Raw genomic sequence first — 22,646 nt, 5'->3', positions numbered from 1 at the left:
ACAAAAATAAAAAGAATTAATTTACAAATTGTTTGACTAATTGATTTCCTTATTTATTTGACCAGCTATCTGTTGTAAGTCACTAGGAGTATAATCGTCCGTATGAACTTTCCAGTTCGATGAAAAACCATCTCCTTCACCATACCGTGGAATTAAATGAATATGTAAATGGAAGACGGATTGGTCTGCAGGTGCTTCATTATTATTTAGTAAATTCATACCGACAGGCTGAAAAGCTACTTTAATAGCATTTGCGATACGGGGAACGCGTGCAAATAATTCTGATGCAACTTCACTCGGTGTTTCGTAGATATTTTTCACATGTTTTTTAGGAATCACTAATGTGTGTCCTTTTGTGACTTGGCTAATATCTAAAAAGGCCAGTACGTGTTCATCCTCATACACTTTAGCTGAAGGGATTTCTCCTTCAATTAATTTGCAGAATATACAATCTTCATGTGCCAATATAACCAACTCCTAACTTTTTCCTTTATTTTATCTATTCTGTCTGATTAATGTAAAGTCTTAAGCTAATACAAAACAAGAAAACAGGCTTCACCCCAAAAAGGATGAGCCTGTTTTTGTAGAGCCGCGGACAAGAAAACTAATGTGGGGACTTGTACTACCGCTAAACTGCTTAAAGCAACTTATCCGGTTTTTACAAAACCTTTTTGTTAGTATCCCTTGGCGTTGAGATATGTTCTAACAAAAGGGTTTTATTTCATTAGATTATCTTTCGCAAACACCCCATTTGTTTTTTTCATGTTGTCCTTTAGTGAAGCATCACTATTCTCCAACACTAACACCTCATTTGTGTTAACAAATTGGTTTGTTGCTATTTGGTTTCCTCGACTCTACAGTAGTATTTTGAACTTTTTTCGCGTTTCTATACACTTCTTTTTATGTAAATGTCGAAAAAGGTATGAGAGTTTCCTTTGGAATTTCCCCCCATAAATGATAAAATTTTTAACAAGTGATCAAGTAGGGGGAATAATTGTGGAACCTTTATTACATATTAACAATTTAGTTGGGGGATATACCCACAAAAATGTTCTCCATGGTGTTTCGTTTGATGTAAACGCTAAAGAGATTGTAGGGCTTATTGGTTTAAATGGTGCTGGTAAAAGTACGACTATTAAACATATTATTGGCTTAATGCAGCCGAAGAAGGGTTCAGTTTCAATAAATGGGAAAACCTTTAAAGACAACCCTTCCGAATACCGAAATCAAATGGCTTATATTCCAGAAATGCCAATTCTGTACGATGAGCTGACATTGTATGAACACTTACGATTAACTGCGATGGCATATAATATTCCGGAAGATGTGTTTGAGAAAAGGTTACAAGTATTGCTTAAAGAATTTCGAATGGAAAAGAAATTAAAATGGTTTCCAGTCCATTTTTCAAAAGGAATGCGCCAGAAAGTGATGATTATGTGTGCCTTCTTAATTGAACCGCCTCTATATATTGTGGACGAGCCATTTGTCGGTCTAGATCCTTTAGGTATTCAGTCTTACTTACAATTGATGGAGGATATGAAACAAAACGGTTCAGGCATATTAATGTCAACCCATATACTAGCAACTGCGGAAAGATATTGTGACCGATTTGTTATTTTACATGAGGGACAAATAAGAGCACTTGGTACGTTAGAGGAGCTAAGAGAGCAATTTCAAATGCCCAAGGCAACACTAGTTGATTTATACGTACAGTTAACAAAGGAAGATAGCCATGTTTAATTCACATGACTTTTTTATGAAGCGTTTTAGTGCGCATTTAAAGGATATGAGTCGGTATTTACGTTATATCTTTAATGGGCATATTGCCTTTGCGATGTTATTCTTTATTGCAGCTATAGCTTATTATTATCAACAGTGGTTATCCACTTTACCAGAGAATTTTCCAACTGCTTGGATAATGGGGGGCGTATTGGGGATTGTTGTTACCTATAGTCCAGTACGCACACTCCTCAAGGAGCCGGATTTAGTATTCCTAATTCCAGCTGAGCATCAGATGGGGGCATATTTTAGAAACTCACTAATCTATAGTTTTGTTATTCAGCTTTATATTGTTGCTATCGTGATGGCAGCATTTGGCCCATTGTACGCGACAAGTTTTGAGAACCGAGGAAATTATCTCGTAATCATTGTTGTGGTGCTAATTTTTAAGCTGTGGAATTTAATAGCTAATTGGTGGATATTAAAAATCCGTGAGAAAAATATTCGTGTGATCGATCAGGTAGCTAGACTGTTACTGAATATTTCGGTGTTTTATTTCCTTATTAATGGAAATATGATTCTTGCGAGTATTACAACGATTTTGTTCACGATTGTCTTTTTATATAATTTTAGCCTGTCCAGAAAACAAGCGGGTGTTAACTGGGAATTATTATTGGAAAAGGATATACACCGTCTGCAATCCTTCTATCGATTTGCTAATATGTTTACGGATGTACCACATCTAAAAAATAAAATAAAATCGCGGCAATGGTTAGTTTCCATGATTGAACGAAACATTCCCTTTGAACGGAAGAGTACCTATGACTACTTATATCGAATAAGCTTTATTCGTGGTGGAGACTATTTATCAATGTATATTCGGTTAATTATTATTGGTGGAGTATTTATTTACTTTTTACCGAATATATGGATTAAGATTATCTTTGCGATTCTATTCCTTTATATGACTATTTTCCAACTGATGACCTTATATCAACATCATCGCACAATTATGTGGTTAGATTTGTATCCTGTGGAAGTGGAAATGAGAAGAAAAGCTTTATTAAAGTGGATTATAGAGCTTGCGATTGTGCAAACGGTACTTTATGCCATCGTATTTTTGCTGGCCCAGGCTTATTTAGGGTTTCTCATTACATTGGTAGGGGGACTTCTGTTTACCTTTGGCTTTACCAATGGATTTGTAAAACGGAAATTAGTATAAGAAAAGCATTCTTAGGATCTCCCCTGAGAATGCTTTTTTCTAATAAGAGTTCAATTTCTGATTACTTTCTTGACCTATTGCCATAAAAAAATGCCGTTTTTCATAATTTGGTACCATAAAATATCCCCCTAATTTGTCTGTATACCGTTTATACGACTAATTTAAAAAAGGTTTCGAGATCATTGGTAACTGTTTAGGTATTGTCTTAAGGGAACAAATATATCCCAATCACGATAACCGTAATAGGGATAATAAGTAGGAAGCGGATTACTCTTCTTGGTACGAAAAGTAAGCACTGATTAAAGTTTTAGCTGCAATTGGCATAGCTTTTTCATTGAAGTCGAAATGTGGGTGGTGATGGGGATAGTGATTTCCATCCTTTTCTGCTCCAGTAAAGAAAAATGCACCCGGCTTTTCTTGCAGATAATAAGCAAAATCCTCTCCACCCATAACCGGAATAATTTCTTCAGCCTGTTCTACTTCCGGTAATTTACTACTAACATCAAGGATTAGTTCTGCCTCTTGCTTATGGTTGATTACCGGTGGATACCCTTTTTCGTAATGGAATGTATAGGTGCATTCATAAGAAGTACAAATCCCTTTTACAACTTTCTCCATTTCTTGTATCACTTGCTCCTGTATATCGGTATTTAAATACCGTACCGTTCCAATTAATGTAGCAGTATCCGCGATAACATTAAATGCATCACCAGCTTCAAACTTACCTACGGTGATGACGGCAGTTTCTAATGGATCGATTCTTCTACTAACAATTTGTTGTAGTTGAGATACAACTTGAGATCCGATAACAATCGCGTCTTTTGTTTCATGTGGATAGGCGCCGTGTCCACCTTGGCCTTGAATCTTAATTTCAAATTGGTCAGCACCAGCCATGAGGACATCTTTTGCTGTTTGAATAACCCCTAAAGGAGTGGTAGCCCACAGGTGGGTACCAAATATGGCATCGACATTTTCTAATACACCAGCCTCAATCATTGGTTTTGCCCCACCAGGTGCGTATTCTTCTGCATGTTGATGTAGGAATACGATGGTACCTGGTAAATCTTTCTGAAAGGATTTCATCACTTTTGCTAAAACTAGGAGAGTGGCTGTATGGCCGTCATGTCCACAAGCATGCATGACTCCATCGACTTTTGATTTATAAGGAACATCTTTTGCATCTTGAATTGGAAGTGCATCAAAGTCTGCCCGAAATGCAATAGTTTTCCCGGGTTTTCCCCCTTTTAAGGTTGCGACAACCCCATTTCCACCTACATCTTTTATATAGGGGATATCTAGGTCTTTATAGAAATTTGCTATGTATGCAGCTGTTTTGTATTCCTGGAAAGATAGTTCTGGATATTGATGTAAATAACGGCGTATTTCTACCATTTCTGGATATAAGTTTTCAATTGCTTTATGAATCTCTTGTAGCATAATCGTTCCCCCCTTGTTAGTTTTTATTATTATAGCATCTTTTGAAACAGTGCAAAAATTAATTTGAAATTGTTAGGAGATAGGCTATGATTAAACCAATAGGAATTTATTAATCAGGAGGTTCTATTAATTGAAGAAGCGACATATTGTACAGGCTACTTTTTTAGGTGTCATGTTAGCCATTATAGGAGTTTGGATTGTGAGGATTGTTCGTGGAGAGTTACCGTTTGTTGATCAATGGACAAGAGCTCTCGTTGACACCTTTCCAGATACATTTATATATACGTTCTTTCGAGGTATAACTAACTTAGGATCAGAACCGTTTATGTATCCTTTGACCATTATTATAGCTGCGCTACTAATTATTTTATATCGGGATTGGTTACCTGGTGTATTATTTGGATTAGGTATCTATGCTACTCATTTACTAAACAAGCTAATGAAATATCTTGTAGCAAGAGAACGGCCAACGATTATGGAGGAGGCGAATGCAATTGGGGAGAGCTTTCCATCTGGACATGCCATGATTCCAATGGTTTGTTACGGATTACTAGCTTATTTCCTTGCTAAAAAAATTAAGTCATCTACTGTTGGATTATTTGTGCAGATTTTCTTTGCTTTATTAGTATTCTCAATCGGAATTAGCCGTTACATCATTAATGTGCACTATTTGACGGATATTGTAGCAGGCTTTGTCTTTGGATATTTATGCTTGTTAGGACTGATATATCTGTATGAATTCATACAACGGATCAGGACTCGGTCTCAAGACTGAGACAAAAGCGTTCTTGAGATGGTTTTCCCTTCTTCGAAAAATGACTAAGATAAAGGTAACGAAAGTGGAGAAGGGAGCAATAGCTATGGATACTGTGGCTAAGCAAGAGGAATTAAAGATTCCAATTTTTAAAAATCGTAATTTTGTACTCCTATTAATAAGTGCTTTATTTTCATCACCAGGGTACTTTGTTTATTTAATTGGTGCAGAGTGGTTGATGTTGAACATAACCGATAATCGTTTTTATTTTGGTCTATTGTTTTTTGTAGCAGCTATCCCCAGATTAATTTTATTAGTTGTTGGTGGATTAATTGCTGATAGGGTGAATAAACGGACTATCCTTTTTTGGTCTGATTTTTCACGAGCGGTACTGATTGGCATATTAGTTATATTAATTTTAACGGATTTGGTAGCTATCTGGCATTTACTAGTTTTGTCTGGATTGTTTGGCATTTCCGATGCATTTAGTTATCCAGCTATGAATTCGTTAATACCAACTTTATTAAAGGATGATCAATTGCAACGTGGGAATTCCTTTATCCAAATGACTTCGCAGATCAGTCCTATTCTTGGTCCAGCATTAGGTGGTACGCTGATTGCCCTTTTAGGATTTGCAGGAGTATTTTCAGTAGCATTTGGAATGTTGTTAATCGCGTCTATTGCTGTAATCTTTATTCGGGTGAAACTGGAAAAGCAAGAAGAAGAGAAGCATACACCGTTGACAGATTTAAAGGAAGGCTTTCACTATGCGCGGAAAAATGAGTTGGTCATTTCCGTTGTTGTAATGGCGTTATTTTTAAACTTATTCTTCTCCGGACCGATTGCAATTGGCATGCCGGTTATTGTGAAGGATGTGTTTGCAGGTAGTGCAGTGAGTCTAGCAACGATTCAGACTTCAATGGGGATTGGGGCATTAGCTGGCGCAATCCTTCTAGCGAGCTGGAAGCTTAAGAAACCTGGTAAAGTTGTAATAAGTAGCTTGATTAGTTTAGGAATTGTATTTAGTACAGTTGGACTTTCTGCGAATGTTTGGATGATGGCAGGTTTAGTTGCACTGATGGCGGTATTAACACAGATTATTAATATTCCTATCATTACTATGTTACAGCAATCAACAGATAAGAAAATGCTAGGTAGAATGATGAGTATGTTTATGACCGTATCAACAGGCCTGACCCCGGTTTCATATATCATCACATCCTCATTAATTGCTTTAGGTGTAAGTATTCAATGGATTATCGTGGTGTGTGGAATTATTATAACCCTTATAGCAGTCTATAACATAAGAAACAAAAAAATACTAGAATATCAATTAGTATAAGGGAGAGAAGGATATGAGAGTAGGATTCTTTCGATATATAATTGCTGCAGTACTAATCATTTGCGGTGTTATACTCGTGTTAGAAAATATTGGAATAACAGAATTAAGTACTAAGAATATATGGGGGTACATTTTTCCATCATTAATTGTACTAATCGGTCTAAAATGGATGATTGATCGGATGAGACATAAAGGAGGAAGCTGGATATGGGGGTCCTTCTTCTTCATCTTTGGCTCCTTGCTCCTATTGGACAAATTTGATGTCATCGAATTTGCTATTAAAGATGTATTTAAACTATGGCCATTATTAATTGTTTACTTTGGATTTCTATTTATAGGAAAGTCAAGTAAGCCTAAAGTGACGATCTACAATGGTGGATCAAAGGTTGAGAAAGATGATAATTACTCTTTTTTTTCAGTAGGCAATCATGAATTCAATCAACCGAACTGGAAGGTTGAGCCAACTACGGTCAAGACTTTAGCTGGCGATTTCTATTATGACTTTTCTAAAGCTTATATTCCAGAGAAGGAAATCCCGATTACGATTAGTTCTCTCGCTGGTGATGTTCATATTTTGGTTCCTGAAAATCTTGAGTTTCAAGTCTATGCTTCTGTTAAGGCGGGAGATATTGACATCGTTGGGCAATCAGTGGATGGTATTAATCGCTCCCTTAGTTATGTTACACCTAATTATGATTCTGCAACGAGAAAGATTAACTTAACATTGAAATTAAAGGCTGGCTCTATACGAGTGGATTATGTATAAGGGGGGGAGCGAAGGATGAAAAATCGCTTTTCAAGTATTCGCTTTAGCTATATCATTTCACATTTAAATGGGTTCTTCTTGACACTAATTACGATATTAGCTGTTTTGCTTTCTATTTATGTTTGGTTTAGCCCAGAGTGGCTTACATCGAATAGTATTTTTCTCTTTATTGGCCTATATTCCGTAATTGCTTTTGTTGTTTCTGTATACGTAGGATTTCGTTCTAGTGGAGACCTGAAGCAAAGGATGGATTATTTATCAGTGCTAATTACACAGCTGGCAAATGGAAACTATCAGTCGAAGATCTATTTTAATGAGGGAGACGAGCTCAATCGAATTGGGAATGAGTTAAATGAACTTGGAGAAAAGCTGCAAAACCAAGTAATATCCCTTCAGCGTTTAGCAGATGAGAAGGCGGAATTAGCAAAATCTGCTCATAAGTCGGCTGTTATTGAAGAAAGACAGCGAATTGCAAGGGATCTTCATGATGCTGTTAGCCAACAGCTTTTTGCTTTAACGATGATGTCGGAGGCTGCTATTAAACAGCTTGATTTAAATCCTAATGTCGCGAAGGAACAGATGACAGAGGTTGCCAATGCGGCTCACCAGGCACAGTCGGAGATGCGAGCATTATTACTTCATCTACGACCAGTGCATCTATCTGGCGATCCGTTACCGCGTGGAGTGAGCAAGTTAGTAGAGGAATTAAAGCAGAAATCACAAATTGATTTTCATTTAACAATAGATGATTCTTTAACCCTATCTGAGGCTACGGAAGAGCATGTATTCCGAATTATACAAGAATCGCTTTCTAATATTCTTCGCCATGCAAATGCAACAGAGGTGAAAATAGAGGTTATTAAACGGGGTAGGGAGCTCTTCTTACATATTGCTGACAATGGAATAGGATTCGACTTATCGAATGATAATGCCAAAAAGACTTCCTATGGACTTAAGACAATGAAGGAAAGATGTGAAGAGTTAGGTGGAAATTTTACTATTCGTTCGAATATCGATGAAGGAACCTATATCGATATCCGCATACCATGTTAATAATAGTAGAATTGAAATTAGAAAGAGTCAGGGGGATGACAAATGATTCGTGTTATGGTGGTAGATGACCATGAAATTGTTCGAAAGGGAATAATTGCTTACCTACAAACGGACCCAGAAATTGACGTAATCGGTCAAGCGAGTAGTGGTAATGAAGGAGCAAAGCTTATTCTTAAAGAAAAACCAGATGTCGTATTAATGGATTTAATGATGGATAATGGCACTGGAATTGATGCAACAAAGCTAGTAATGAAGGACTATCCAAGTTGTAAGATCATTATTCTGACAAGCTACTATGATGACCAACAAGTTTTTCCAGCGTTAGAGGCAGGGGCGTTTAGCTATATTTTAAAAACATCTTCAGCAGATGAAATAGTAGCTGCTATTAAGAAAGCGGCAAAAGGGGAAAATGTCATTGAACCAAAGGTAGCTAGTAAGATGATGACGAGCTTTAGAGGTACTTCTCGAAAACCGCATGATGAGTTAACCGAGAGAGAAATGGAAGTATTGCTTTGTATAGGCAATGGCATGACAAACCAAGAAATAAGTGATCATTTGTATATCGGCATCAAGACGGTCAAGACCCATGTTAGTAATATATTAGCTAAGTTGGATGTACATGACCGTACACAGGCAGCGGTGTATGTTCATAAAAACAATCTTTTATCAAAAGAGGGATAAGCCCTCTTTTTTGTTTTTTGTACGAATTCCTAGTATAATACTAAGGAAATTAAAACGGATAAGGAGAAACCTTACATGAAACTGACGAAGAAAAAGGAAAATATCCTTCTTGGTATTTGGGGAATATCTGTTATTGCGACATTAGGTAGCTTGTTTTTTTCAGAAATACTTGGCTATGAACCATGTAAGCTTTGTTGGTACCAACGAATCCTCATGTATCCACTTGTCATCATTTACGGTACAGCATTATTTAAAAAAGACCTATCCATTGCTTTACCAGGTCTTATCTTAAGTGGAATAGGTATGTGTGTATCTACATATCATTATCTCATACAGAAATTACCTACATTAGAAGCTGGTGGGGCTTGTGGAATAGTTCCATGTAATTTTGAATATGTAAACTACTTAGGGTTTATTACCATTCCATTTATGGCAGGTACAGCATTTATTTTAATATTCGTGACACACGTAACTTTATTAAAAAAATCCAGGGGGAAATAATCCATGCAAAAGAAAATGATCATTATTATAGCAGCAATTGTTGTGTTGTTTTTTGCGCTGTATTTCGTAATAGATTATAAGAATAATAAAGCGCTTGAAGGAAATAATCCGTACGGCAAGACAAATCTTGAACAAGCAACCATTGATCAATTAAATGATCCAAACTACCAAAACCAGATTGTACCAGAAGCACTTAACGAAAAAGTAGAAAATGGTGAATCTGTTACCGTTTATTACTACAGCCCAATCTGCGTCTACTGTAAGGCAACAACACCATATTTAGTTCCTTTAGCGGAAGAAATGGGTGTGGATATGGTCAAATTAAATCTATTAGAATTCTCTACTGAAGGGAACAAGTATGGAATTCAGTCAACTCCAACCCTTGTTCATTATGAGGATGGAAAAGAAGTAGCCCGTCTGGAAGGGCAGCAAGAGAAGGAAGTGTATGCTGCATTTTTTGAGGAGTATGTGCTGAAGTAAAGCAGCGGACTTATCGTTATGTAATCAAAAACACCCGAACTAATTCTTATTAGAACTAGTTCGGGTGTTTTTGGTAGATAGAATAGTGTTTCTTGCTAGCATTAGAAAAACTAGCATATTGCTACAGAGAAATGAATGGAAGCTTTTTCTAATCTCTTTCTATCATGCTATAAGTAGTTACAAACGGGCGGTCGGCAAAGTATGCGGGAGGCTTTGTTTCTGCGTGTGCTTTTTTAAAGGCTTCTGAGTTTTTCCATCGCTCATAGCTTTGCGCAGAATCCCATTGAGTAAACACTATATATGTATTACCTGACATTGGCTTTAGTAAACGAAAGGCTTGAAATCCTGGTTGGCTGTCTACCTCTTTTTGCCTTTTCTTAAAATTATCTTCAAATAATGGTCTGCCCTCATCTATTACAGGAATATTATTCAGCACAACATAACCAGTTTCCATTATATCGCCAGATTGAACAATTACGTCATACTCTCGTCCTGCTTGAAAGATTTGTTGATCTGTTCCCTCATAATAGGCAATATCATTCGATGGCCCATTCATAAAGTGAAAATGAATTGCTGGGTATTTTTTAGCGAATTTGATTAAAAAATCAATCGTTCCATTGGTTAAATAGGCTTTCATAGGAAAAAACTCCTTTTTTAAAAAAAATTATCTATAATAATTATTAAAAAGTAATTCTTATTACTTTAAGTTTAGAAGAAATATCTATATAATAATGATTGTTGGAACATCAGGATTGTTCGTTATGATCTATTTTACCGTATAATGAATGGAATTATAACCGAATCTGCTTAAATATTGGTCTGTTCCGGACAACATAGATTGCTAACGACTATATTCGACAAATATTTCCCAGGTAATAATTTTCTGTACGTTGTTTTCCCTAAAAATGGGGCATTTGAATCATGTTAAAATTAGACAAATTGATGACAATAGCCCCTTCTTTCTATACTTATTATGTCGAAATAGGTATAGTAGAGAAGGAAACTAATGGATAGTTAATTATTATTATATTACTACTTAAAAAGGACTGGATAGATCCAAAAGGGTGAGAAAATGAAGCTAAATGATACGATTATTCGCGCGTATAAAGGCGAAGAAACAGATTACACACCTGCATGGTTTATGAGACAAGCAGGTAGATCACAACCTGAATATAGAAAGCTTAAAGAAAAGTATTCTCTATTCGAGATAACACATCGACCAGAAGTGTGTGCCTATGTGACAAGACTTCCTGTTGAACAATATAATGTCGATGCTGCAATACTGTATAAAGATATCATGTCCCCATTACCGGCATTAGGTGTTGATGTAGAAATTAAATCTGGTATTGGTCCGGTTATTGGGAACCCGATTAAAACGATTGAAGATGTAGAAAAACTGGGAAGAATAAATCCTGAAGCAGATGTTCCATATGTATTGGAAACGATACGACTGTTAACAGAAGAACAGTTAACCGTACCATTAATTGGATTTAGTGGTGCACCATTCACTTTGGCTAGTTATTTAATAGAAGGGGGACCTTCTAAAAATTACGGTAAAACAAAAGCATTTATGTACGCAAATCCTGATGCATGGTTTGCTTTAATGGATAAATTAGCTGACATGACGATTACGTATGTAAAAGCGCAGATTAATGCTGGTGTTAAAGCTATTCAAATTTTTGATTCTTGGGTGGGAGCTTTAAATGCTCGCGATTACCGAATCTATATTAAACCAGTTATGACGAGGATATTTGCAGAATTGCAAAACGAAGAAGTACCACTTATTATGTTCGGTGTTGGTGCAAGTCATTTACTATTGGAGTGGAACGATTTACCACTTGATGTAATTGGGTTAGACTGGAGAACTTCGATTAAAGAAGCAAGAGAATTAGGGGTAACAAAGGTATTGCAAGGTAACTTAGATCCGGCAATTCTACTTGCGGATTGGGATACTATTGAAGCTAGAACAAAAGAGATTCTAGACCAATCTATGGAAGATGGCCATCACGTGTTTAACCTAGGACATGGTGTGACACCTGATATAAATCCAGAAACACTAAGGAGATTATCTGATTTAATTCATTCGTATTCAAAGCGATAACACTTGAATCAAAACTTTCATGAAGAGGTGTAGGAAAATGGAAAGAAAGAAATTAGGACTTTTAGTAATGGCGTATGGAACTCCATATAAAGAGGAGGATATTGAACCATACTACACGCATATTCGTCATGGTAGAAAGCCTTCTGAAGAAGCGTTACAAGACTTAAAGGATCGTTACAAAGCTATCGGAGGGACCTCTCCATTAGCTAGAATTACAGAGGAACAGACAAAAGCACTAGAAGCTAAACTAAATGAAAGCCAAGACGAATATGAATTCAAAGCTTACATCGGTTTAAAACATATTACACCATTTATTGAGGATGCCGTTGCTGAAATGGCTAAAGATGGTATTAAAGAAGCAGTATCTATCGTATTAGCACCACATTACTCTACTTTTAGTGTTAAGTCATATAATACACGTGCTAGTGAAGAAGCAGAAAAACATGGTATTTCAATTAAAGCAGTTGAAAGCTGGTATGATGCTCCCGGTTTTATTCAATATTGGGCAGAACAGATTAATGGAGAATACACAAAAATGTCTGCTGACGAACGTGAAAAAGCAGTACTTATTGTTTCTGCACATAGTCTTCCGGAGAAAATTTTACAAAACGGTGATCCATACCCAGAACAATTAGCGGAAACAGCAAGATTAATTTCTGAAAAAGCAGGAATCAAAAATTACGAACTTGGATGGCAAAGTGAAGGGAATACACCAGATCCTTGGCTGGGACCAGATGTTCAGGATTTAACAAGAGCACTATATGAAGAGAAAGGCTATCGTGCATTTGTATATGCACCAGTTGGATTTATCGCTGATCACTTAGAAGTTCTTTACGATAATGACTATGAATGTAAAGTAGTATGTGATGAATTAGGAGCAAGCTATTTCCGCCCAGCTATGCCTAATACACATCCTTTATTTATTGAGACGTTAGCAGGTGTTGTACAAGAACGAGTAAAGCGTGATGCGTAATGAATAAGCAAACAATCGTGATAATAGGCGGTGGGATAACAGGGTTATCCGCTGCCTATTATTTACAAAAAGCGATAAGAGAGAAGGATTTACCATATCAGGTTCGATTGGTAGAAGCAAGTAGTCGTGTGGGTGGAAAAATAAACACGTTAAAGCGTGATGGCTTTATTATTGAACGTGGTGCAGATTCTATGATTGCTAGAAAGAAACCCGGTGTTAAGTTAGTAGAAGAGCTTGGATTAAAAGACGAGATGATCCGAAACGGCACTGGGCAGTCTTATATTCTCGTGCAAGGGAAGCTACATAAAATGCCAAAGGGCGCTTTTATGGGAGTACCGAAGAAAATCGGACCATTTTTACGTTCAGGTCTTGTATCGCCTACTGGAAAGATACGTGCTTTGTTTGATTTGGTAAAGGCTAAAGGGCCAGAACAGCCAGATCAATCACTAGGTTCTTTTTTCAGACGCCGTTTTGGAAATGAGTTAGTCGATAATGAAATTGAACCTTTACTATCAGGCATTTATTCAGGTGATATTGATGAAATGAGCTTAATGGCTACCTTCCCTAACTTTTATCAATTGGAGCAAAAGTATGGTAGTTTAATAAAAGGATTAAAACAAACGGTACCAACTCCACCAAAAACAACTGGCAAAACACCGGGTGCGTTTTTCTCTTTTAAAGGTGGACTGCAAACGATAGTAGATAAACTAGTAGAAAAACTAGATGAAAACACCATTTTACTTGATTCGATTGTGGATCACATTGAGAAAAAGGATACAGGCTATCATGTATTGCTGGACAGTGGGGATGTAATCAAGGCTGTTAGTGTTATTACGACAACTCCACATCAAACATTACCGAAGATGTTTAGCCAATTTAATTTCCTCAAGCCATTTGATGATGTTCCATCTAGCTCGGTAGCTAACGTAGCAATGGGCTTTGATCAGTCAGCAATTAAGCAGGATATTGATGGTACAGGATTTGTCGTTTCAAGAAATAGTGATTTTCGTATTACCGCGTGTACATGGACACATAAGAAGTGGCCATCCAGTACACCGGAAGGAAAAGCATTGATTCGTTGTTATGTTGGTCGACCACATGATCAAGAAGTTGTAGATTTACCGGATGAGGAATTAGTTCAACTCGTTTTAAACGATTTAAATAAAACGATGAATATTACTGCTGAACCAGAATTTAGTGTGATTTCTAGATGGAAAAATATCATGCCACAATATACTGTTGGTCATATAGAGAGAATTGAAAAGGCGCGTCAAGAGGCAAGTGAACAACTTCCAGGAGTATATTTTGCAGGTAGTTCCTTTGAAGGTGTCGGGATTCCAGATTGTATTGACCAAGCGGAAAAGGCAGTTCATCAAGTAATCGATTTTCTGCAAACTAAATAAAATGGAAAGAGGCACTTGTTATTTTAGTAAGTCCCTTTTGTACGAAAAAATAGCCTACGTTTCTAGTAGGCTATTTTTTTGCTATTATTCATAACTCTTTTCAAGTTCATCTACTAAGGAACCAACAAAGGCAACCGCTTCACGGATAGCATCTGGCTTAGACATATCGACACCAGCTTTCTTGATTAAATCTAACGGTTTTAATGTTCCTCCGGCTTTAAGCACTTCTAACCAACTATCCACAGCAGGTTTCCCTTCTTCTTGAATTCGGTTTGCTACTGCAGTAGATACGGTTAATCCCGCAGAATACGTATATGGATATAGCCCCATGTAATAATGAGGTTGACGCATCCAAGTAAGTCCAGCCCCTTCATCCAATGTAACAGCATCACTCCAGAAGTTTTCAAGTGCTTCACGTTTTTGTTGTGTTAGTACACTTGCAGTTAGTGGAGTGCCTGCCTCTGCTAATGCATATACACGACGTTGATATTCTCCTTCTAATAAGTGTGTTACAAAGTTATGGTAGTACGTCCCTAATAATTGTGTAATAACCCATCGCTTCATACGTTTATCATCTGTAGAGCTCATTAAATGATTAGCTAATAGTAATTCATTAATCGTAGATGGTGCTTCTACAAAGTAAGTAGAAGGTCTAGTATTAAATAAGGATTGATTTTTACCTGCAAGGTAGAAATGTCCTGCATGTCCTAGTTCGTGTGCTAATACGAATGCTCCTCGCATCGTGTCAGTCCAAGTAATAAGGATATAAGGATGAACACCATATGGACTTGAACAAAATGCCCCTGTTGCCTTGCCAACATTATCAGCTAAGTCTACCCAACGGTCGTTAAGACCTTTTTCCATTATTTCTGTATATTCAGGTCCCATTACTTTTAAAGCCTCTAAAATAACTGATTTTGCTTCTTCATACGTTGTTTTTGGATTGAATTCTGGATCAAGTGGTGCTTTTAAATCACTGTATCTCATTTCATCAAGGCCTAGTTTTTCCTTTTTCAATTTAGCATAGCGGCGCATATGTGGCGCTAGCTCTTCTTGGATGACATTTAGCTGATTATCATACATTTCTTTTGTTACTTGTTGCGGTGCTAGTAGCATGTCTGTTACAGATTCATAATTGCGTAGACGAGACATGGTTACTTGTTTCGTTACTTCTGTAGCATAGGTTGCTGCAAAGGTATTTTTATATTGGTTTAATGTTTTAGTAAAAGAGTCATATGCATCACGACGCAGCTTAGTGCTTGCTTCTAACTCATAGCGGTCTTCATATAATGCTGCAGACATTGGTAATTCATTACCATCTTCGTCTTGGATAGAGTCAAATACCATGTCACTTGCTTTACTACGAGAGTAGATCATATAAGGAGCATCATGTACTTCACCTAGTGCAGCTAATGTTTCTTCAATTTCAGGTGCTAATGTATGTGGTTTGTCTTCTAAAATATCATCTAGCATCTTCTTATAAAGTTGAAGTGCATCTTCTTCGTTCATAAATTGTTCGATTTGTCCTTCTGGTAAAGCTAGAAGTTCAGATTGTACGAAGGATAATTTTGCTCCGATAGAGGCACCAGCAGAAGAAACTCTTGCAGAATCACGTTGGTTATCTGGATCACTCCCATCAGCACTGGACTTCAGGCTAGCATATGTAAATACGCGAACAAAACGCTCACGGTATTTTTCTAGTGTTGTAAGGCAGTTTAATAATGTTTTTGCATCATTTCCTAGCTTACCCTTATACTTGGTAACTTCCGTGATATCAGCTTGTACAGCTTGTAGTTCTTTTTCCCAATCCTCAAATGTTGGGAATAAGTCAGTCAGGTTCCATTTTTGCTCTTCAGGTACTTCAGAGCGTAGTAGTCTTTTAGTTTGTGTTGTTGTCATAATACAATCCCCTTCCTTAAAAATATTTCGGTAGTCTAAATATTATAATACAAAAATTACTAGAAGGATATGATTTAGTTGTAATTTTTTAAAAATTTATTAGGAATTTATGCTCCTAATTTAGTAGATGAGAAAACTTAAGGCGATAAGGCATGCTCCAAAGGTGAAAATTCTGGATAGTTAAATAGAAAAAGAGACGGAAGCATCTAGTTCAAACTAATGATTAGAAGTGTTCAATTAATTACGTGAGACAAGAATTTAAGTTAATTAAACGAATAAAGAGGTAATCAATGAGAAATCATATTCTCCTCCCGATGATGGAGAAAAATTCAACTGGTATACAGTCATTACGATCTGTCTAAATAAGTAAAAAAAATACAGCTATCTGTTAATAGCTGTGCAAAAGTTGTATCCTATCTTTTTTAAGATTACAATTGGGAGGAAAGTAGATAATTTATCGTGCTGGGTGATCGCAATCTTCACAAATGGAGATATAACAATCTGCCTGTTCGGTTATTTCTAGACCGCATTTCTGACACTTTTTCTTTGGTAGGTTTCGGAAAAACTCAAGCACACTGATCAATGAGGTTTCCTCCTTTTCCTTTATTAAATATATTGTATTATAACAGTATTCACAAGGTCAATTCTGTGTTACAACAAAATAAGATTATGAGGTGATCAAACATGAAGTTAACGGTAATTGGTTATTGGGGTGGGTTCCCTGCTCCTGTAAGTGCAACTTCTTCTTATTTATTAGAAAAAGATGGCTTTTCTTTATTAATTGATGTAGGAAGTGGAGCGTTATCTAGATTACAACAATTTAAACACGTGTTAGATATTGATGCGGTTATACTTTCTCATTATCACCACGATCATGTAGCTGATATAGGGGTGTTACAATATGCTTGGTTAGTACAGTCTTATGTAGTAGGGAACAAGGATATTTTGCCAATATATGCACATACAGAAGATAGAGAAGGCTTTAATAAACTTACCCATGAATATACGGAAGCCATTGCATATAATCCAAGTGAAACATTAACAGTAGGTCCATTCCAGATTGATTTCTTAAAGACAAAGCATCCTGTACCATGTTATGGCATGAGAATTACCGACGGAGAAAAGGTTCTAGTCTATACTGCGGATACTAGCTTCCAGGAAGAATGGATTTCATTTAGTAGGGATGCAGATGTACTTATTACGGATTGTAATTTTTATGAGGATCAGGACGGATCACAGGCTGGTCATATGACAAGTATAGAGGGGGCAACTATCGCGAGGGAAGCTAATGTAAAAGAATTGATATTGAGTCATCTGCCTCAATATGGAAACAGACAAGAATTAGTGGAACAGGCTAGTAAGGTCTTTGCTGGAAGTATTCAACTTGCGGAAGAAGGACTTACATGGGGGAAGTAATCGCTTTTCATTGCCTAGAAAATCTTTTTTCGATAAACTAATATTTGGAAATGAACTAACTATTTAGGAGGGGTTTACGATGAAATTTATCGACAATCACGGTATAACCGATCCAATGATTAACTTAGCTATTGAAGAATATATATTGCAAAACTTTGGGGAGAAGGATACATATTTATTATTTTACATTAACAAGCCTTCTATTATTATCGGGAGAAATCAGAACACGATTGAAGAGATTAACACCGATTATGTGGAAGAAAATAATATTAAAGTAGTACGTCGCCTTTCCGGTGGAGGAGCGGTTTACCATGACGAACAGAACTTGAACTTCAGTTTTATCACCAAGGATGATGGGGAAAGCTTCCATAACTTTGCGAAGTTTTTAAAACCGGTTATTGAAGTGTTGAATGAACTTGGTGTTCCAGCTGAACTACAAGGAAGAAACGATGTAGTTGTAGACGGGCGTAAAATCTCTGGTAATGCGATGTTCTCTACCAGAGGTCGTATGTTTAGCCACGGTACATTGATGCTTGATTCTGAAATAGAAAATGTAGTAAAGGCACTTAAAGTTAAAAAAGAAAAAATTGAATCAAAAGGAATTAAGTCCATTCGTAGTCGTGTTGCAAACATCTCTGAATTCCTTGATGAGAAAATCACAATGGAAGAATTTAAAGAGCGTATTTTAAAACATGTTTTTCAAGTGGAAGATGTAAACGATGTTCCTCGTTATGAATTAACAGAGGAGGATTGGGAGAATATCCATAAGATCTCCGAAGAGCGATATCAGAAATGGGAATGGAACTATGGGAAATCGCCAGCATTCAATGTACAAGCATCTCATAAATTCCCTTCAGGTCTGCTAGATGTACGTTTTGATGTGAAAAAAGGAATTATTGAAAATTGTAAGATTTATGGAGATTTCTTTGGTTTAGGTGAAATAAAAGATCTTGAGAATAAATTAATAGGTGTTCGTCATGAAAAGCAAGCGATAGAAGAAGCGCTTGAAAATGTTGATGTTGAGCACTATCTTGGTAGAATTACAAAGGAAGATCTAATTAATTTACTGTATTAATTCAGAGACCGGCTCACCTCGTGGGCTGGTTTTTTGCGTAATTCTTAGTATTTCTCTTATGAAGTTGCTATAATTCTTATATTACTTCTTTAGAATAGGACGATGAACATATGAAGTCTACTTGGAACATTTTTTGGAATGATATAAAAAATATAGGAACAAATTGGGTAGCAGCGATTTTGATTGGTGGTTTAATATTATTACCTTCTCTATATGCATGGTTTAATATTAGTGCTTCCTTTGACCCATATGGTCATACTGATCAAATTCCTGTTGGTGTAGTGAATTTGGATGAAGGTGCTACTGTACGAGATGAAACAATCCATATTGGGGATGACTTAGTAGAATCTTTAAAAGAAAACAAGTCCCTAGATTGGCATTTTGTTGATAAAGATAAGGCTATGGAGAAGTTAGAGTATGGGGATTATTTTGCAGTAATTGTAATCCCAGAGGACTTTTCTGAAAGCCTTGGTACCGTGATTGAGCCTGAACCGAAAAAGGCTAATGTCGAATACTACGTTAATGAAAAAATTAATGCCATTGCACCAAAAATAACCGAAAAAGGTGCCAGTGTAATCGTACAAGAAATTAGTAGTAATTTTATTTCTACAGTTAATGGGATTATTTTTGAAAAGTTTAATGATCTTGGAATTGAACTGGAAGAAAATTTACCGGATATTGAACGATTTGAGGATTACATTTTTACTCTAGAAGATAACCTACCTGAAATTCATAGAATGCTTTCTGAAACAATAGATGATTCGGACGTCGCTAAACAATTAATAGATAAAGCCCAAGGTCTTATACCGAAAGTAGAAGAGACAACAACTAGTGGATTGGAAACAATTGATCAAACAACGGAATTTCTTCAAGAAGCAGAAGATCGATTAAATGAGATAGCACCAAAAATAGATGAGGAATTAGAACATATCCAGCAAATGATTACAGATACGAATGAGTTTGTTCGTACTTTCGATTCGACTAATCTTGATCTAAACGAAGGAAATCCGTTAGATAGTGATAGGGCAATTGGACAAATTGATGATATGATTCAATCGGTGCAAGCAGTTGAAGAATCTCTACGCGAGCTTCAACAGCAGGGTGATGATAATGGTGACCAACAAGAAGATGAGCAACCAGATGGTGGAAGTAACCAAGAAATAATGGAGCAAGCATTAGATGAACTAGAAAATATGGAACAAAATTTAGTTCAACTTCAGGAGCAAATGAAGGAATATCAATCATTCCTAATTAGTAAGCAGGAAGAAATTGATAGTATTGTCGATACGCTCAAGGATCGTACGGAAACTGTTAATGAGCAGATTGATGAATTCGTGAGCTATTATAAAGAAACAATCGAGCCTACCGTACAGGAAGAAGTATCCCGAGCTAAGCAGACACTTACAGAGGCTAGAGAGATACTGGTAGAGATTCAAACAACCATCCCTGAAGTGGAACAAATGTTGTCTAGAACAGATGCTAATTTGTCGGAAGGTCAGGATATGTTACATTATGTAAGTAATGAGTTTCCTTATGTTAATGATAAAGTGAAGGAAATCGCTGAACGAATTCGTGACCTTCAAGCTGATACCGATATGGATGATTTAATACAACTACTGCAAAATGACCCAGAAGCAGAACGAGGATTCTTTGCAGAGCCTGTCGTATTAAATGAGAATAAATTATTTCCGATTCCAAATTACGGAACGGGTATGACACCATTTTATACCGTATTATCCATTTGGGTAGGTGGCTTGTTACTAATTTCACTGTTGTCGACAGATATTCATCACCATAGAGAAGCGTTTACTGGAAGACAAATTTATTTCGGTAGATTGCTCACATTTATGAGTATTGGATTTTTACAGACGATTATTGTGACGTTGGGAGATAATTTATTACTCAAAGTAACAGTAAGTGAGCCAATTTGGTTTATTCTGTTTGGGCTGTTGTGTAGTGCAGTATTTATCACGATTGTTTATACGCTAGTCTCTGTATTTGGAGATGTTGGAAAGGCTATGGCTATTGTATTACTTGTTTTACAAATTGCAGGATCAGGTGGAACATACCCAGTAGTACTTTTACCTGAATTTTTCCAAGCGATTAACCCGTTTTTACCATTTACGTATGCTATTGATTTAATGCGTGAAGCGGTGGGAGGAATTGTTTGGAGACGTGCCTTCCATGATATCTTATTCCTGTTATTATTTGGATGTATCGCTATTGTTTTAGGCGGTTTTCTTAAAGAAACGATTAATAAACATACAAATAAACTAAAGGAAAAATCTAAGAAATCCGGATTGTTTCATTAGGAGGAGTAGATTAGCTAGACCTTGAGTAATAACTATATAAATTAAGTAAAAAACCCGGACTCATTCAAATTCTAGGGATAGAATTTGAATGAGTCCGGGTTTATAGTTTCTATCGTAAAAACCATTTTAATAAACATCTGTTCTTACATCTTTGGAATACGTACATTACTAACCATTAATATGCTTAAGATCAGGGTTAATAATACAAAGAAATTGGTTGGTAAAACGCCTGCAAAAAAGGAACCTAACACCATTATGATTCCAGCAACCGTAGTAGGAACACCGTAAAATGCCCCGTCAAATTCTTTTACATTAAAGCGTGCAAGGCGAATTGCGCCAGTTAGAATATAAAGGGTTACAATTAGCATGCCTAATTCTGGCAATCTCTCCTGAAAGACCATGTAGTATATTAGGACAGCAGGCGCAATGCCAAAGGACACAAGATCACTAAGGGAATCTAATTGTTTCCCGAATTCCGATTCAATATTAAGTTTCCTAGCAACAATACCGTCAAAACGGTCAAAGAACGCTGCTAATATAATGAAAAACTGACTCAAATGAGTAAATCCTCTAAACACCAGTATCGTAGCTATTATTCCATAACTAATATTAAGTAACGTAAGGCAATTTGCCGTTTGGGATCGTAATTTTAAATTTTCAATTCTTTTGATAAGAAACATATTAACCTCCATGATGATTTTTTTTCCTGTCAACTTCCTAAGTCAGCGATTCCATTCACCAATCGATTCTCCTACTTTTACTTCAGAATCCGTGTGAATCTTAGATTGAAAGGAGTCGTTTTTCTCTATAAATAAAACAACGGTGGAACCGAAGGAAAAATAACCTAATTCTTCTCCTTTTAAACAGGTTTCAGAAGAATGATAGAGTTGAATACTATTAATATTTAATGCACCAACTTTTACTACGGCTACTCTACCAAATCTAGTTGAAAGTTCGGATATTATTCTGTAGTTAGTAGAGAGTGGATTATTTCCATATCTCATTCCTAAGTTATTGACTGGGAATGATTTTTCCCCCAAGGCATACCGCGAAACTAATGTTCCATCCACTGGGTAATGAATACGATGGTAGTGACTAGGTGATAGATAAAGTACGTAAAAATAGCCATCTTTATATCTATCAGCCTTTTTTACATCTCCAAAAATATCATTTGCACTGTATGGTCGATTCTTGATAGAAAAAGTATAATCCGAGCTTACTCTACCGAAATCACTTATTACCGCATCTACAGGTGAGATTAATGTATTTGGGGATGGGTCTATTGGTCGTACATTCTCCTTTAAACTACGAGTAAAAAATGAATGCAAGTTTTTATAATGTGAAATAGGGTATTTCATTTCTTGCGTGTCTATTCCATAAATTTTAGAAAATGGACCGATTAATGGTCTGCTTAATGGCGATTTTGTAAATGATTTTAGTATGGTAGAACTTATAGGATTACCTGTTAGTTCTACAAGCGATTTTAAGAGCGTTTTTTTTAACATAATAGAT

At 36.4% G+C, this 22,646-nt stretch carries 22 protein-coding genes; 15 read left to right on the top strand and 7 right to left on the bottom strand.

Annotated features, from left to right (window positions below):
• Window positions 1–36 precede the first annotated feature (36 nt).
• Window positions 37–465 (bottom strand): HIT family protein, encoded by a 429-nt coding sequence (locus tag ACSKT4_RS15460; RefSeq protein WP_186869333.1) that lies wholly within the window; start codon window positions 463–465, stop codon window positions 37–39.
• A gap of 531 nt (window positions 466–996) precedes the next feature.
• Between ACSKT4_RS15460 and ACSKT4_RS15455 the strand changes: the two genes are divergently transcribed.
• Window positions 997–1,740 carry an ABC transporter ATP-binding protein gene (locus tag ACSKT4_RS15455; protein ID WP_186869334.1) on the top strand — a complete coding sequence of 248 codons (744 nt, stop codon included), beginning with the start codon at window positions 997–999 and terminating at the stop codon, window positions 1,738–1,740.
• Complete coding sequence (locus ACSKT4_RS15450) at window positions 1,733–2,941, top strand: ABC transporter permease (protein WP_186869335.1); 1,209 nt, start codon at window positions 1,733–1,735, stop codon at window positions 2,939–2,941. Before ACSKT4_RS15455 ends, ACSKT4_RS15450 begins: the two co-directional genes overlap by 8 nt.
• A gap of 267 nt (window positions 2,942–3,208) precedes the next feature.
• Here ACSKT4_RS15450 and ACSKT4_RS15445 read toward each other — a convergent pair whose 3' ends face one another.
• A complete protein-coding gene (locus ACSKT4_RS15445) occupies window positions 3,209–4,378 on the bottom strand; it encodes a M20 metallopeptidase family protein (RefSeq protein ID WP_465823654.1) in 1,170 nt (389 codons plus the stop codon).
• 130 nt (window positions 4,379–4,508) lie between these two features.
• Here ACSKT4_RS15445 and ACSKT4_RS15440 point away from each other — a divergent pair, with 130 nt between their 5' ends.
• The 7 genes from ACSKT4_RS15440 to ACSKT4_RS15410 all read left to right on the top strand — a co-directional run bounded on the left by ACSKT4_RS15440 (window position 4,509) and on the right by ACSKT4_RS15410 (window position 9,955).
• Window positions 4,509–5,153, top strand: a complete 645-nt coding sequence (locus tag ACSKT4_RS15440) for a phosphatase PAP2 family protein (protein ID WP_465823653.1) — start codon at window positions 4,509–4,511, stop codon at window positions 5,151–5,153.
• 40 nt (window positions 5,154–5,193) lie between these two features.
• Complete coding sequence (locus ACSKT4_RS15435; RefSeq protein WP_255488098.1) at window positions 5,194–6,474, top strand: MFS transporter; 1,281 nt, start codon at window positions 5,194–5,196, stop codon at window positions 6,472–6,474.
• Window positions 6,475–6,487: 13 nt separating this feature from the next.
• Complete coding sequence (gene liaF, locus ACSKT4_RS15430; RefSeq protein ID WP_186869337.1) at window positions 6,488–7,240, top strand: cell wall-active antibiotics response protein LiaF; 753 nt, start codon at window positions 6,488–6,490, stop codon at window positions 7,238–7,240.
• Between the two features lie 15 nt (window positions 7,241–7,255).
• Entirely contained in the window at window positions 7,256–8,293 is a 1,038-nt protein-coding gene (locus ACSKT4_RS15425; protein ID WP_186869338.1) for a sensor histidine kinase, read from the top strand.
• 42 nt (window positions 8,294–8,335) lie between these two features.
• Complete coding sequence (locus ACSKT4_RS15420; RefSeq protein ID WP_186869339.1) at window positions 8,336–8,974, top strand: response regulator transcription factor; 639 nt, start codon at window positions 8,336–8,338, stop codon at window positions 8,972–8,974.
• Window positions 8,975–9,049: 75 nt separating this feature from the next.
• Window positions 9,050–9,475 (top strand): disulfide oxidoreductase, encoded by a 426-nt coding sequence (locus ACSKT4_RS15415; RefSeq protein ID WP_186869340.1) that lies wholly within the window; start codon window positions 9,050–9,052, stop codon window positions 9,473–9,475.
• Between the two features lie 3 nt (window positions 9,476–9,478).
• Window positions 9,479–9,955, top strand: a complete 477-nt coding sequence (locus ACSKT4_RS15410; protein WP_186869341.1) for a thioredoxin family protein — start codon at window positions 9,479–9,481, stop codon at window positions 9,953–9,955.
• Window positions 9,956–10,103: 148 nt separating this feature from the next.
• On the opposite strand, the gene ACSKT4_RS15405 is transcribed toward ACSKT4_RS15410, so the two are convergent.
• Window positions 10,104–10,592, bottom strand: coding sequence for an antibiotic biosynthesis monooxygenase family protein (locus ACSKT4_RS15405; RefSeq protein ID WP_211741733.1), 489 nt, complete (start codon window positions 10,590–10,592; stop codon window positions 10,104–10,106).
• 435 nt (window positions 10,593–11,027) lie between these two features.
• Between ACSKT4_RS15405 and hemE the strand changes: the two genes are divergently transcribed.
• From hemE to hemY, 3 genes are read left to right on the top strand one after another with little or no spacing between them, the layout of a single operon-like run.
• Window positions 11,028–12,056 carry a uroporphyrinogen decarboxylase gene (hemE, locus tag ACSKT4_RS15400; protein ID WP_211741732.1) on the top strand — a complete coding sequence of 343 codons (1,029 nt, stop codon included), beginning with the start codon at window positions 11,028–11,030 and terminating at the stop codon, window positions 12,054–12,056.
• A 37-nt stretch (window positions 12,057–12,093) separates the two neighbouring features.
• On the top strand, window positions 12,094–13,029 hold the full coding sequence (gene hemH / locus ACSKT4_RS15395; RefSeq protein ID WP_211741731.1) for a ferrochelatase: 936 nt from the start codon (window positions 12,094–12,096) through the stop codon (window positions 13,027–13,029).
• Window positions 13,029–14,432: a protoporphyrinogen oxidase gene (hemY, locus tag ACSKT4_RS15390; protein WP_211741730.1), complete on the top strand. Its 1,404-nt coding sequence runs from the start codon at window positions 13,029–13,031 to the stop codon at window positions 14,430–14,432. The genes hemH and hemY overlap by 1 nt, the downstream gene beginning before the upstream one ends.
• An 84-nt stretch (window positions 14,433–14,516) precedes the next feature.
• Here hemY and pepF read toward each other — a convergent pair whose 3' ends face one another.
• On the bottom strand, window positions 14,517–16,331 hold the full coding sequence (gene pepF / locus ACSKT4_RS15385; protein ID WP_186869346.1) for an oligoendopeptidase F: 1,815 nt from the start codon (window positions 16,329–16,331) through the stop codon (window positions 14,517–14,519).
• A gap of 454 nt (window positions 16,332–16,785) precedes the next feature.
• Window positions 16,786–16,914, bottom strand: coding sequence for a protein YhfH (gene yhfH, locus ACSKT4_RS15380; RefSeq protein ID WP_186869347.1), 129 nt, complete (start codon window positions 16,912–16,914; stop codon window positions 16,786–16,788).
• Window positions 16,915–17,015: 101 nt separating this feature from the next.
• Between yhfH and ACSKT4_RS15375 the strand changes: the two genes are divergently transcribed.
• The 3 genes from ACSKT4_RS15375 to ACSKT4_RS15365 all read left to right on the top strand — a co-directional run bounded on the left by ACSKT4_RS15375 (window position 17,016) and on the right by ACSKT4_RS15365 (window position 21,134).
• Window positions 17,016–17,747: an MBL fold metallo-hydrolase gene (locus ACSKT4_RS15375; RefSeq protein WP_186869348.1), complete on the top strand. Its 732-nt coding sequence runs from the start codon at window positions 17,016–17,018 to the stop codon at window positions 17,745–17,747.
• 79 nt (window positions 17,748–17,826) lie between these two features.
• Window positions 17,827–18,822, top strand: a complete 996-nt coding sequence (locus ACSKT4_RS15370; protein WP_186869349.1) for a lipoate--protein ligase — start codon at window positions 17,827–17,829, stop codon at window positions 18,820–18,822.
• Between the two features lie 110 nt (window positions 18,823–18,932).
• Window positions 18,933–21,134: a YhgE/Pip domain-containing protein gene (locus ACSKT4_RS15365; protein ID WP_465823652.1), complete on the top strand. Its 2,202-nt coding sequence runs from the start codon at window positions 18,933–18,935 to the stop codon at window positions 21,132–21,134.
• A 143-nt stretch (window positions 21,135–21,277) separates the two neighbouring features.
• Here the strand turns inward: ACSKT4_RS15365 and pssA are convergent, their stop codons facing one another.
• The gene (pssA, locus tag ACSKT4_RS15360; RefSeq protein ID WP_186869413.1) at window positions 21,278–21,814 is read right to left on the bottom strand and encodes a CDP-diacylglycerol--serine O-phosphatidyltransferase; all 537 of its coding nucleotides are present in this window, start codon (window positions 21,812–21,814) and stop codon (window positions 21,278–21,280) included.
• Between the two features lie 42 nt (window positions 21,815–21,856).
• Window positions 21,857–22,639 carry a phosphatidylserine decarboxylase gene (locus tag ACSKT4_RS15355; RefSeq protein ID WP_465823651.1) on the bottom strand — a complete coding sequence of 261 codons (783 nt, stop codon included), beginning with the start codon at window positions 22,637–22,639 and terminating at the stop codon, window positions 21,857–21,859.
• Window positions 22,640–22,646: the final 7 nt, after the last annotated feature.

The sequence above is a fragment of the Ornithinibacillus liuyingii genome (assembly GCF_055550225.1).
Note: the sequence above shows the minus strand (reverse complement) of the source record. Positions and strands in the feature narration are given on the sequence as shown.